General features: G+C 69.4%; 12 protein-coding genes. 9 read left to right on the top strand and 3 right to left on the bottom strand.

All coding sequences use genetic code 11. The features are described 5' to 3' along the window. The first annotated feature begins 46 nt into the window (after window positions 1-46). The 4 genes from ACPXB1_RS03845 (at window position 47) to ACPXB1_RS03830 (ending at window position 3824) form a co-directional block, all read left to right on the top strand. Window positions 47-1150: a low temperature requirement protein A gene (locus ACPXB1_RS03845; protein ID WP_231640230.1), complete on the top strand. Its 1104-nt coding sequence runs from the start codon at window positions 47-49 to the stop codon at window positions 1148-1150. A gap of 317 nt (window positions 1151-1467) precedes the next feature. After that, complete coding sequence (locus ACPXB1_RS03840) at window positions 1468-1767, top strand: hypothetical protein (protein WP_053660683.1); 300 nt, start codon at window positions 1468-1470, stop codon at window positions 1765-1767. Between the two features lie 58 nt (window positions 1768-1825). Continuing rightward, entirely contained in the window at window positions 1826-2383 is a 558-nt protein-coding gene (locus ACPXB1_RS03835) for a hypothetical protein (protein ID WP_053660681.1), read from the top strand. Window position 2384: 1 nt separating this feature from the next. Next, window positions 2385-3824, top strand: a complete 1440-nt coding sequence (locus ACPXB1_RS03830; protein ID WP_053660679.1) for a dihydrolipoyl dehydrogenase family protein — start codon at window positions 2385-2387, stop codon at window positions 3822-3824. Between the two features lie 74 nt (window positions 3825-3898). On the opposite strand, the gene ACPXB1_RS03825 is transcribed toward ACPXB1_RS03830, so the two are convergent. Then, window positions 3899-4507: a TetR/AcrR family transcriptional regulator gene (locus tag ACPXB1_RS03825; protein WP_053660677.1), complete on the bottom strand. Its 609-nt coding sequence runs from the start codon at window positions 4505-4507 to the stop codon at window positions 3899-3901. 224 nt (window positions 4508-4731) lie between these two features. On the opposite strand from ACPXB1_RS03825, the gene ACPXB1_RS03820 reads away from it, so the two are divergent. Next, window positions 4732-5475, top strand: a complete 744-nt coding sequence (locus tag ACPXB1_RS03820; RefSeq protein ID WP_231640229.1) for an alpha/beta hydrolase — start codon at window positions 4732-4734, stop codon at window positions 5473-5475. Window positions 5476-5632: 157 nt separating this feature from the next. On the opposite strand, the gene ACPXB1_RS03815 is transcribed toward ACPXB1_RS03820, so the two are convergent. Then, entirely contained in the window at window positions 5633-6295 is a 663-nt protein-coding gene (locus tag ACPXB1_RS03815) for a response regulator transcription factor (RefSeq protein ID WP_053660674.1), read from the bottom strand. After that, complete coding sequence (locus ACPXB1_RS03810) at window positions 6292-7440, bottom strand: sensor histidine kinase (RefSeq protein WP_157553013.1); 1149 nt, start codon at window positions 7438-7440, stop codon at window positions 6292-6294. Before ACPXB1_RS03810 ends, ACPXB1_RS03815 begins: the two co-directional genes overlap by 4 nt. 195 nt (window positions 7441-7635) lie before the next feature. Between ACPXB1_RS03810 and ACPXB1_RS03805 the strand changes: the two genes are divergently transcribed. The 4 genes from ACPXB1_RS03805 to ACPXB1_RS03790 all read left to right on the top strand — a co-directional run bounded on the left by ACPXB1_RS03805 (window position 7636) and on the right by ACPXB1_RS03790 (window position 11894). Next, entirely contained in the window at window positions 7636-8148 is a 513-nt protein-coding gene (locus ACPXB1_RS03805; protein WP_231640228.1) for an anthrone oxygenase family protein, read from the top strand. Further along, on the top strand, window positions 8145-8597 hold the full coding sequence (locus ACPXB1_RS03800; RefSeq protein ID WP_053660672.1) for a hypothetical protein: 453 nt from the start codon (window positions 8145-8147) through the stop codon (window positions 8595-8597). Before ACPXB1_RS03805 ends, ACPXB1_RS03800 begins: the two co-directional genes overlap by 4 nt. Before the next feature lie 293 nt (window positions 8598-8890). Then, complete coding sequence (locus ACPXB1_RS03795; RefSeq protein WP_425734820.1) at window positions 8891-10354, top strand: endo-1,4-beta-xylanase; 1464 nt, start codon at window positions 8891-8893, stop codon at window positions 10352-10354. A gap of 163 nt (window positions 10355-10517) precedes the next feature. Continuing rightward, on the top strand, window positions 10518-11894 hold the full coding sequence (locus ACPXB1_RS03790) for an AbfB domain-containing protein (protein WP_197281431.1): 1377 nt from the start codon (window positions 10518-10520) through the stop codon (window positions 11892-11894). The last annotated feature ends 11 nt before the right edge of the window (window positions 11895-11905 follow it).

Genomic DNA, 11905 nt, shown 5'->3' with positions numbered 1-11905 from the left:
CTCGTTGGTGCGACAAGGGGCGGACGGAGGTAGGCGGGGGCGGACGATGGCGGCAGCGCGGGCCGAGCTGCTACGTCCCCCCGCGAGTTCGGGCCGCGCGACGTTCCTGGAGCTGTTCTTCGATCTGGCCTTCGTGGTGGCCCTCAGTAGGGTCTCGCAACGATTCGCCGGCCTGCACGACGAGACCGGCTGGGCGCTGGTCACCGGGTTCGGTCGTACCCTGCTGCTGTTTCTGGCGCTCTGGCTGATCTGGTCGCACACCGCCTGGATCACGAGTCGCTACGAGCCGGAGCAGCCGATCATCCAGGCCGTGGTGGTCGGCACCATGTTCGCCGGCCTGGTCATGGCGGTGGCGCTGCCACGCGCGATGGAGGAGCGGGCGCTGCCGTTCACGGCCGCGTACCTGATGGTGATGGTGGTGCGGCCGCTGGTGGTCGCCGCCGCGCTGCGCGGCCATCCGCGGCGGTTGGTGCCGTTCCGGCTGGCGGCGTGGTCGACGGCGAGCGCGCCGCTGTGGCTGGCCGGCGCGTTGGGCCCGGAACACCTTCGCACGTCGCTCTGGGCTGCCGCCCTCGCCGTCGACTACCTCGCGTGGGCCCTCGGCTGGCCCCTGCCGCGGCTCGGGGCCTCACAGGTGGGACGTTGGCGGATCGCCGGTACGCATCTCGCCGACCGTTATCAGCAGATGTTCCTCATCGCACTTGGTGAATCGATCCTCGTCATCGGCGTGGTCTTCAGCGGCAATGACTACTCCGGGGAAAGGGCCGCCGCCTTCACTGTCGCCTTCGCCACCAGCGCGCTGCTCTGGCGGATCTACTTCTACCGCGCCGGTCTGCTGCTGACCGAGGCATTGGAGCAGGCGACGACGCCCGGTCGGCTGGGCGCGGCGTCGGAGCGGACGCATCTGGTGATCGTGCTCAGCGTGCTTGTCACCTCGGTCGGTTACGAGCTGGTCATCGACCATCCGTACGGGCCGCCGAAGCTCAGTTGGCTTCTCTTCGTGGTGGGCGGTCCGATGCTCTTCCTCGTCGCTCGTATTCGGCTGGATTACGAGATCTTCGGCCGGGTTTCCCACCCCAAGGTGATCGGCTTCGTGGCTCTGTTGCTGGTGACGCCGGCGTTGGCCAGCTCGGAGCGGATGGTGGGCTGAGCGTGGTGGCCGGAGTGCTTGCCCTGGTCGCGCTGCTCGACGCCCTGCGGAGCCGGGGACGGCCGGTGGAGCGCCCCGCCTCGCCGATCGGGCGGGAAGCGCCCGGGGGCGCGTCAGCGAGGCGTGAGGTCCCTGCGCCGCAGTAGGTAGAACGATCGGTCTTGACGATAGTGCTCCGCGCCAGTAGCGTACGACGAGACAGAACGTTCGTTACGCCTCCGGCGGCAGTGCGAGTGTGGTCCTGAGCAGCGGGGAGTTCACCTCCTCGGCGCCGTGCCACTCCCTCCCGCGTAGAGAAGCATCGAAGGAGAAGGCCGTTGCCCACCAAGATCACGCTGATCGTTGGTAACCCCGCGAACCCCGCCGAGTTCGAGAAGGTCTACGCCGATGTGCGTCGGGCCGCGGAGGCGTTCCCGAAGCTCCAGCGGGTCGAATCGGCAAAGGTGTGGCCGAAGGAGGACGGCACGCCGACCCCTGCGTACCGGACGCTCGACCTCTACTTCGCCTCCTACGACGACGCGTCCGCCGCGGTCGCGACGCCCGCCGCCGGCGCCGTCTTCGGCGGGCTCCAAGGCGCTCAGGTGGAGATCACGGGGCTGTTCTCGGAGATCGAGTAGCCCCGTGCCACGCCACTCCCGTCGACGGCCGTTCGTTAAGTGATCTCGAGAGGATGACATGACCACCCTTGCCCCTTCCGGCGTCTCGACGACGGCGGACGCCCTGCGTCGCCTGCACTTCGGCCGCTTCGCGTTCGCCATCGTCTGGGCCGCCGTGACGTTCCCGCTCGCCAGGGACCTCACCCCGCTCACAGTGGCGCTGCTCGTCATCTACCCGCTGTTCGACGTGGCCGCCGCCGTCGTCGACGCCCGGTCCTCCCGGGCCACCGGAACACCCACCCTGTTGTACGTGAACGTCGCGATCAGCCTGCTCGCCGCCGTCGGCCTGGCCGTCGCGGGCACGTCCGGCATCCCGGCGGCCCTGCGTGTCTGGGGCGCCTGGGCGGTTGTGGCCGGCCTTGTGCAGTTGCTCGTGGCCGTCAGCCGACGCAAGATGGGTGGGCAGTGGCCGATGATCATCAGTGGTGGGATCTCCGTTCTCGCCGGCGGGTCGTTCATCGCCGCCGCCTCCGCGGACAACCCGGTGCTGACCAACGCGGTCGGCTACGCGATCCCCGGCGCCATCTTCTTTCTGATCTCCGCCATCCGCCTCAGCCGCGGTGCGAAGGGAAACTGACATGGACAACGCCACGTACGACGTCATCGTCATCGGCGCGGGGCCGGTCGGCGAGAACGTCGCCGACCGCGTCGTGCAGGGCGGCCTGACCGCCGCCATCGTCGAGCGGGAACTGGTCGGTGGTGAGTGTTCCTACTGGGCGTGCATGCCGACAAAGGCGTTGCTGCGCAGTCAGACCGCGCTCCAGGCGGCACGTCGGCTGCCTGGAGCCCGCGAGGCGGTGACGGGCGACCTGGACGTGGCCGCCGTGCTGCGCCGCCGCGACTCCTTCGCCTCGAACTGGAAGGACGACGGGCAGGTGTCCTGGCTCGACTCCGCGGGGATCGCGCTGTATCGCGGCCACGGACGGATCAGCTCCGACCGGGTCGTCGAGGTGAGCGGCGCGGAGGGTGTCACGATCTCGCTCACCGCTCGACACGCCGTCGTCGTCGCGACCGGAAGCGGCGCCCGGGTGCCGGACGTCCCCGGTCTGACCGAGGCGACGCCGTGGACCAGCCGTGAGGCGGCATCCGCGAGCGAGGTCCCTGGCCGCCTCGCCATCATCGGCGGGGGAGTGGTGGCCACGGAGATGGCTACCGCGTACGCCAGTTTCGGATCCACTGTGACGGTGCTGGTCCGCGACGGTGTGCTGCAACAGGCGGAGCCGTTCGTCGGCGAGCGGGTCACGCAGTCCCTGCGGGAAGCCGGCGTGACGGTACGTCTCGGTGTCGAGGCCACGTCGGTGAGCCGGGACGACGCCGGCACAGTGCACATCACGCTCACCGACGGCGAGCAGGTCGACGCCGACGAGGTCCTTGTCGCTGCCGGCCGTACGCCGAACACCCAGGACATCGGCCTGGACACGATCGGGCTGAAGCCCGGCGCCTGGCTCACCGTCGACGACACGCTGCGGGTCGTCGACGACGCCGGGGCGTTGGTCGGCGACGGCTGGCTGTACGCGGCCGGTGACGTCAACCGGCGCGTGCTGCTGACCCACCAGGGCAAGTACCAGGCCCGCGCGGTGGGCGACGTCATCGTGGCACGGGCCAAGGGCGAAGCGGTCGAGGACGGCCCGTGGGGCCGGCACGTCGCCACCGCCGACCAGCGCGCCGTGCCGCAGGTCGTCTTCACCGATCCGGAGGTCGCTTCCGTGGGGCTGACCGCAGCCGCCGCCGAGGCCGCCAGGCTGCGGGTCCGGGTCGTCGACTACGACCTGGCGGCCGTGGCGGGATCCGCGCTGCACGCCGACGGCTATCAGGGGCACGCCCGGATGGTCGTCGACGAGGACCGCAGCGTCATAGTGGGCTTCACCCTCGTCGGCCCGGACGTCGCGGAACTGCTGCACGCGGCGACGATCGCCATCGTCGGCGAGGTTCCGCTGGACCGACTGTGGCACGCCGTCCCTTCGTACCCGACGGTCAGCGAGGTCTGGTTGCGCCTGCTGGAGGCGTACGGCCGCTGACCTGGGTCGTACCGATGGCCGGCCGTCCCGAACGGCCGGCCATCGCCGCTCTCGCCCCCGCTGTGGCCTGGAGGCTAGCGGTGTGACTGCGCCGATTGACGCTCGGAGTTGATGTCCAGAAGTCCCTCGACCCCGCGCAGGAACGTCTCCGACACCAACGCGGGATCGAAGAGGCACCCGGCCGCCATTGCCCCGTCGCGGAGCATGACGAAGTGGCGCGCGGCAGGACCGGCCGTTTCCTCGTGGACCTGCGCCATGAGCGCGGTGAGCGTGTCCAGGAACCACTGCCGGTGGCCGATGACCTCCTGGTGCACGGGATGGTTCGGGTCGGGATACTCCGCTGCGGCATTCAGGAACGCGCATCCGCGGAAGCCGGAGGACTGGATGCTCTCAGCGATCGAGCCGGCGATGGCCAGGAGAGCGCCGGCCGGCGACGGGTCGGCCGCGAGAGCCGCCTCGACCCTGCCGCGTTCCATCCCGTGGATTTCGCGCAGGTAGGCGAGGATGAGGTCGTCCTTGCTGGGGAAGTGCCGGTAGAAGGTGGCCCGGGTCACCTTCGCCTCCGCGATGATCCGGTCGACACCGACGGAGTGGATGCCCTCGGCGTAGAAGATCCTGGTCGCGGTGGCCAGGAGCCGGAGCCGCGCCTCGGAGGGCCGGGGTTCGGGTGCGCCGCGAGTCATGCACCCATCTTAGCGATAGAACGTTCGGTCTGAGCCGCTACACGGTTGATGATCCACTCCGTTTCTGCGTCCCGCTGACAGCAGCCTTATCCGTGCTGAATATTGGAGGCTACGCCGCACCGGGGCCGGAAATGCGGGCCGGTGCGTGCTGCGGTGAATCGCCCGTCGACCGTCCTCGCCGACCCGTGTTCCCGGGCAGTGGGGCCTCTCGAAAGGACCGCCACATGAGCGTCGCTTCTGATATGTCCGGGCAGGGCAAGCCGACAATTGTTCTGGTCCATGGCGCATTCGCCGAATCGTCGAGTTGGAACGGCGTCATTGCCGACCTCAAGCGCCGGGGTTATCCGGTCCTGGCTGTCGCCAACCCGCTGCGCGGTGTGCAGAACGACGCGGCATACGTGCGCTCTGTGCTGGACACCGTGTCGGGGCCGGTCGTCATGGCCGCCCACTCGTACGGCGGAGTGGTGATGACCGAGGCCGCGGACGGCGTCTCCAAGGTCAAGGCACTGGTGTACGTCGCCAGTGTCAGCCCGGATACCGGCGAGAGCGTCGCCACGCTGGGGGCCAAGTTCGCCGTCAGTAAGCTCTTCCAGGCCATCAAGGGCGTGCCGTTCACCCTTCCCGACGGCAGCACGGGCATGGACCAGTACGTCGATCCGGCCAAGTTCCCCGAGGTCTTCGCCGCCGACGTGGACACCGGGACCGCCGAGGTGATGGCTGTCACGCAGCGACCGGCCTCGGCGGACGCCCAACAGGACGGCGTGACAAAGGCCGCGTGGAAGACCATCCCGTCCTGGACCCTCATCACCAAGCAGGACCAGGCCATCGCGCCGGACCTTCAGCGCTTCGTCGCCGAACGCGCCGGGTCCACTGTGGTGGAGGTCGAGGCGTCGCACGCGGTGGCGGTCTCCCAGCCCGGCGTCGTCGCAGACCTCATCGACACCGCCGCCAGCGCCACGGCGAGCTAGTCGACCGGTCCGGCCATTACGGGAATAGCGCCGGGCCCGTGATCGCCATTTCGCCGACGAATCGGCGAGTGCGCCGCTGACGGTGTTTTCCAAGGTCGCCACCGTTGGATTGCGTGTCGGCAATTAACAGCGGCGGACAATGCTGCCCGCCTCCGCGTCAGTTGTCACCCGGGCGGACAAGCCCGCTCTCGTACGCGATGACGACGAGTTGGGCGCGGTCGCGGGCGTTCAGCTTGTGCAGGAGGCGACTCACGTAGGTTCGGGCGGTGTCCGGGCTGAGGTGCAGCGCCGCCCCGATCTCGACGTTCGACCGTCCGGTGCCGACCTGGGCGAGGACGTCGCGTTCCCGTCCGGTGAGGCCGGCGAGCCGCGTCGGATCCGCAACGGGGGAGCGGGCCGCCGCGGCGATCACCCGCCGGGTCACCGCCGGCGACAGCAGCGCGTCCCCGCCGGCCACCACGCGGACGGCGTCGCGCAGCGCGTCGGGCGGGGTGTCCTTGAGCAGGAAGCCGGAGGCGCCGGCGCGGATGGCCTCGAAGAGGTACTCGTCGTCGTCGAAGGTGGTGAGCATGACCACCCGGACGTCGGCAAGCGTCGGATCGGTGCGGATGCGCCGGGTGGCCTCGATACCGTCGCCGCCGGGCATCCGAACGTCCATCAGGACTACGTCGGGCCGCTGGTCGCGGGTGACCGCAACGGCGGCCCCGCCGTCCTGCGCCTCACCGACCACTGTGATGTCGGCGGCGCGCTCCAGCAGTGCACGAAGGCCCGTGCGCACCAGGTGCTGGTCGTCGACGAGGACGACACGTACGTCGCTCATGCGGCTGCCCCGGCCAGTGGCAGGCGGACCGAGACCCGGAAGCCGCCCCCGGCGACGTCGGCGGCGTCGAGGGTTCCGCCGAGCAGGGCGACCCGCTCCGACATGCCCCGCAGCCCTTCACCGGGCTCGCCTGCCGCGCCGGTGGCGGATCCGCGGCCGTCGTCGATGATCTCCACGGACAGTCGGGCGGGCGTCGCCCGGATCGTCACAGTGACGCGGGTGGCCTGCGCGTGTCGCACCACGTTTGTCAGCGCCTCCTGCACGATCCGGTAGACAGTGCTGCCCACAACCGTGGGCAACGCGTCGACCGGGCCGTCGACGCGCAACTCGACCGGGAGCCCGCCGCGGCGGACGCCGTCGACGAGCGTGCCCAGCTGGGCGAAGCCGGGGGCCGGTGCGCGTGGTCCAGGCTCGCGACGCAGCGTACCCAGCGTCGCACGTAGTTCGGCCATGGCGCTGCCGCTCACCGACTGGATCGCGGCCAGGGCCGTGTCGACCTGCTCGGGCTCGGCGTCGGTGAGCGCCTCCCGCGCCACCGCGGACTGGAGGGTGATCACCGACATCGTGTGTCCGAGGGTGTCGTGCACCTCCCGGGCGATCCGGATCCGCTCCGCCTCGACCTCCCGGGCGGCCTCCCGTCGGCGCTCCTCGGCCGCCGCTGCCGCCTGCCGGGCCAGCGCCGCGCGCAGCGAACGCCGGTTGCGAACGGCGTCGCCGAGCGCGATGACGGCGAGCATCAGCGCCGCCTCCGAGCCCAGGCCGGCACCGATCACGACGGAGGTGTCGTCGCCCTCGACCAGCCGGGCGGCCACCGAAACGGCAAGCAGGCTTCCGCCGACGACGGCCGCCGGGACCACCCGGCCGCGTTCCGCGACCACGTAGAGGATGGCGGCGGCCGGGGCGGCCACGCCTACCGGCGGCAGGTCCAGTGCGTAGTAGCCGAGGATGCCGGCGGCCGTCGCCAGCAGCGCGGGAACCGGCCAACGCCGGGCCACCAGCAGCAGTGCGGCCAACCCGACCCCGAAACCGCAGGCGATCACCGCGTGGGCGGCCGACGCGTCATCTGTCACGACCGCCGCCGTGATCAGGCCGAGGATGGCCACGGCCAGCAGCCATTCGGTACGGGTGGGTGGTGTGGCCTGCACGTCTGTGAGCCTAGGTCGGCGCTGGCCCGGGCCGCTGCCGTCCGCAGGCATCATCCCGCGCCCCGGCACGTACGTCGAGAAGCGACACCAGCTCGCGCGTCTGCGCGGCAGACGACCCCCATGTGGCGACCTAGCGTCGACAGCGACATCACAGACCGTGCCCGCAGAGGGCGGAAACCAAGGAGAAGTGCTGCTGTGTCCCGTATCAAGCTGACGTGGATCGTCCTGATCGTGCTCGTCTGGACGGCGATGATGTCCTTTGGTGGGGTCGCCGCCGAGACCGTGATGCTCTACCCGAACGTCTTCGGCGACGCACCCGCGTCGCTGGACCGGGCCCGTGAGTTCCTGGTCGCGGGCGGTCCGAGTGACTACTTCCCGCCGCTGGGCGCCTCGGTGGTGCTGACCAGCCTCGCCGCGACCGTCCTCACCTGGCGCAACCGCCGGCTGCGCTGGTATGTCGCCGCTGCGGCAGCGGTCTTCATCGTCTGCGAGTTCCTGTTCTCGGTGGTGTTCTTCTGGCCGCGCAACGAGATCATGTTCGTCGACCCGGTCGGCACGCACTCGCCGGAGTACCTGCGCCAGGTCGCCGAGGAGTTCGTCGCCGGGCACTGGGTGCGCGTCGCCGGCGGTGCGGTGACTGCCGCGCTGGCGTTCACCGCGCTGCTGCGCTTCACCAGGGACACCGCACCGGCGCGGGTCGAGCGATGAGCCTCGGACGTCGTACCCTCGGCTTTTCCTGGCCTGCTCTGGTGGCGCTCGCCGCGCTGGCCGCGCCGCGGGTGGTCCTGCACGACCTGCACGTCGTGGAGGAAGGAAGCGTCGCCACAGTGCTGCTGGCGGTCGTACCGTCGATCTGTTGGGTGGCCGCCGTGTTGTGGCGGCGTCCGCCGCGTCCGTTCCTGACCGTTGTGGTCATCGGGGGGATCTACGGTGTCCTTCTCGCCGTCGGCCACCAGGTGCTGTGGAACCAGGCGTTCGACGGAGTCGCGCCGAGCCTCGGGGAGGTCGATCCCCGGGCGCAGGAAGGGATCCTGCGCGTGGCGGCGGTGTTCTCCAGCCTGGTCACCGGCGTGCTCGTCGGAGTGGTGACCGGGGCGGTGGCGGCGGCGCTGAGCCGGCTGCTGCCGCCGCGCTCGCACTCTGTGTGTGAGCGGTAACAGTGACGGTTCGGTGCCGTGGCGTTGATGGTGGGGCTTCGGATGGAGCGCAGCTTCAAGGCATAGGCAAGGGGCGATTCATTACGTCTTGACGAACAACATGTTATCGCTCACTCTCGATGTCGAGGATGGCGCAGCTGTGGCTCACCGGGCGAGCCCGCTGGCACCTTCGAGCACGGCGTCCCCCAGGGCATGTGGACGTCACGTCACGATCCGGGCTCCGTCTCGGCGCCGGTTCCGCCGCGCCCGGCTCTGGCAGACCACCACCGGTTCCGAGAGTGAGAAGGAACGACATGAAACCCCTGAGAACTCTGCTGTCGACGGCGACACTCGCCGTCGCCCTGACCGCGGGCATGGCGGTGGCCATGGCCCCCACCGCCAGCGCCGGGACAACCCTCAAACAGGCCGCCGCCGAGAAGGGCCGCTACTTCGGTGCGGCCGTCGCGACGGGCAAGCTCTCCGACAGCCAGTACGTCGGGATCCTGAACCGCGAGTTCAACAGTGTGGTGGCTGAGAATGAGATGAAGTGGGATGCCACCGAGCCGCAGCAGGGTCGGTTCAGCTATTCCGGTGGTGATCGTCTGGTCAGTCACGCGCAGGCCAATGGCATGAGTGTGCGGGGTCATGCGTTGTTGTGGCACCAGCAGCAGCCGGGTTGGGCGCAGGGCTTGTCGGGCAGCGCGTTGCGTAACGCGGCGATCAACCATGTGACGCAGGTGGCCACCTACTACCGGGGCAAGATCTATGCCTGGGATGTGGTGAACGAGGCGTTCGCCGATGGTGGCAGTGGTGGGCGGCGGGATTCGAATCTGCAGCGCACCGGTAACGACTGGATCGAGGCGGCGTTCCGGGCTGCGCGGGCCGCGGATCCGGGTGCGAAGTTGTGTTACAACGACTACAACACCGATGGGATCAACGCGAAGTCGACGGGTATCTACAACATGGTGCGGGACTTCAAGTCCCGTGGTGTGCCGATCGACTGCGTCGGTTTCCAGTCGCACCTGGGTACGACGTTGGCCGGTGACTACCAGGCCAACCTGCAACGCTTCGCTGACCTGGGCGTTGATGTGCAGATCACCGAGTTGGACGTGATGACCGGCTCCAACCAGGCCAACATCTTCGGCGCGGTCACCCGCGCCTGCCTGGCCGTCACCCGCTGCACCGGCATCACCGTCTGGGGCGTACGGGACAGCGACTCGTGGCGTGGCACTGACAACGCCCTGCTGTTCGACAGGTCGGGCAACAAAAAGGCGGCGTACGACTCCGTCCTCAACGCCCTCAACGCGGGCACCAACCCCACCACACCTCCGCCGGGCTCCCCTGTGGACACCAACGCCTGGTACGTGCTGGTGAACCGCAACAGTGGCAGGGCGTTGGACGTGTACAACCGTGCCACGAACGACGGCGCACGGATCACGCAGTGGTCCCGTAACGACGGCGCGTGGCAGCAGTGGCAGTTCGTCGACTCCGGCGGCGGCTACTACCGGCTGAAGTCCCGGCACTCCGGCAAGGTGCTCGACGTCTACAACTTCTCCACCGCCGACGGTGCGGCGATCGTGCAGTGGGGCGACGGCAACGGCACCAACCAGCAGTTCCGGATCGCCGAGTCCAGCGGCGGCTACGTGCGCCTGCTCAACCGCAACAGCGGCAAGGCGATCGAGGTGCAGGGCGCGTCCACCGCCGACGGCGGCAACATCGTCCAGTACGCCGACTGGGGTGGCAACAACCAGCAGTGGCAACTGGTCCGCATCGGTTAGCTCGGCGCCCCGGCCGACCAACGCGCGTGGGCTGGGTGGCGATCGTCCCGTCGCCGCCCATCCCCCGTGGCGAAGGTGGGCAGGAACTCCGCGACCAGATGTGGTTCAACGCCGACGGCACCATCCGACCTGTCGCGCCCACCCTCTAGGAGACGACGCCCTCATGAGACTGACAGCCCGCTGGCGCGTCATCGCGTCCCTGATCGCGTCCTCCGCCGTGGTGGCCACGGCCTTGGTCGCCATGCCCGCCCAGGCGGCGAACCCGATTGTGCCCCGGTTCGCCGGCGACCCGTCGATGCTCGTGGCCAACAACCGCGTGTACATCTACGCCACCGACGACCAGGGCAACAGCGGCACCTACTGGGACTCCAACGCCTGGCGGGTCTACTCGTCGAGCAACCTCGTCGACTGGACCGACCACGGCGCGCCCTTCTCGGTGAGCGGATTCTCCTGGGCGACGCAGTACGCCTGGGCGCCGTCAGCCGTGCAGCGCAACGGCTACTACTACCTGTACCTTCCGGTCGACCGGACGAAGATCGGCGTGGCCCGCAGCACGTCACCCACGGGCGGCTTCAGCGATCCCCGCGGCAGTTCCCTCGTGGAGCGTGGACGCGACGCCAACACCGGCGAGGAACCGATCGACCCGGCCGCCTTCGTCGACGACAACGGGCAGGCGTACCTGTATTTCGGTGGTGCCCGCGCGCCGAAGGTGGTCCGGCTCAACGCCGACATGATCTCGACCTCCGGTGGCGTCCAGAACCTCACGATCACCGGTACGGGCAGCAGCACCGCGTTCGGTGAGGCCGGATTCGTGCACAAGCGCAACGGCGTCTACTACTTCTCGTACTCGACCGGCTGGCCTGGCCAGATCGCGTACGCCACCGCGAGCAACCCCCTCGGTCCGTTCACCTACCGCGGGATCCTGCTGGACTACACGAACAACAACACCAATCACCACTCGATCGCGGAGTACAACGGCCGCTGGTACATCGCCTACCACCGCAACGGGCTGCCGGGCAGCAACGACTTCCGGCGGTCCCTGGCGATGGACTACCTGAACTACAACAGCGACGGCACCATCGCGCGGGTCACCCAGACAAGCGTCGGTGTCGGCACGCCCACCCTGCCGGTGAACCGCCTCCAGTCGTACAACTTCGCCGATCGCTACGTGCGGCACGCCAGCTACGACGCCCGGATCGACGCGAACGTGAGCCCGGCGGCCGACGGCCAGTGGCGGATCGTGCCGGGCCTGGCCAACGCGTCGAGCGGCTATGTCTCGTTCGAGTCGGTGAACTTCCCGGGCTACTACCTTCGGCACTACGACTACGACTTCTCGTTGGCCCGCAACGAGGGCACCGCGCAGTTCGCCGCCGATGCCACCTTCCGACGGGTGGCCGGGCTCGCCGACTCCGGCGCGGTGTCGTTCCAGTCGTACAACTTCCCGGACCGCTACATCCGGCACTGGGAGTACCTGTTGCGGCTGGACCAGATCACCAACGCGACCGGCCGCGCGGACGCCACCTTCCGCGTCACCAGCTAGCCCGAGCCGGG

The organism is Micromonospora sp. DT68 (assembly GCF_049847245.1).
Taxonomy (GTDB): Bacteria; Actinomycetota; Actinomycetes; order Mycobacteriales; family Micromonosporaceae; genus Micromonospora; species Micromonospora profundi.
This window is presented reverse-complemented; position numbering and strand designations above follow the sequence as displayed.

Excerpts from the sequence above, each read along its gene's own strand:
- ACPXB1_RS03845 (WP_231640230.1), top strand. The coding sequence starts at position 47 with ATGGCGGCAGCGCGGGCCGAGCTGCTACGTCCCCCCGCGAGTTCGGGC.
- ACPXB1_RS03835 (WP_053660681.1), top strand. The coding sequence starts at position 1,826 with ATGACCACCCTTGCCCCTTCCGGCGTCTCGACGACGGCGGACGCCCTG.
- ACPXB1_RS03830 (WP_053660679.1), top strand. The coding sequence starts at position 2,385 with ATGGACAACGCCACGTACGACGTCATCGTCATCGGCGCGGGGCCGGTC.
- ACPXB1_RS03825 (WP_053660677.1), bottom strand. The coding sequence starts at position 4,507 with ATGACTCGCGGCGCACCCGAACCCCGGCCCTCCGAGGCGCGGCTCCGG.
- ACPXB1_RS03820 (WP_231640229.1), top strand. The coding sequence starts at position 4,732 with ATGAGCGTCGCTTCTGATATGTCCGGGCAGGGCAAGCCGACAATTGTT.
- ACPXB1_RS03815 (WP_053660674.1), bottom strand. The coding sequence starts at position 6,295 with ATGAGCGACGTACGTGTCGTCCTCGTCGACGACCAGCACCTGGTGCGC.
- ACPXB1_RS03800 (WP_053660672.1), top strand. The coding sequence starts at position 8,145 with ATGAGCCTCGGACGTCGTACCCTCGGCTTTTCCTGGCCTGCTCTGGTG.
- ACPXB1_RS03795 (WP_425734820.1), top strand. The coding sequence starts at position 8,891 with ATGAAACCCCTGAGAACTCTGCTGTCGACGGCGACACTCGCCGTCGCC.
- ACPXB1_RS03790 (WP_197281431.1), top strand. The coding sequence starts at position 10,518 with ATGAGACTGACAGCCCGCTGGCGCGTCATCGCGTCCCTGATCGCGTCC.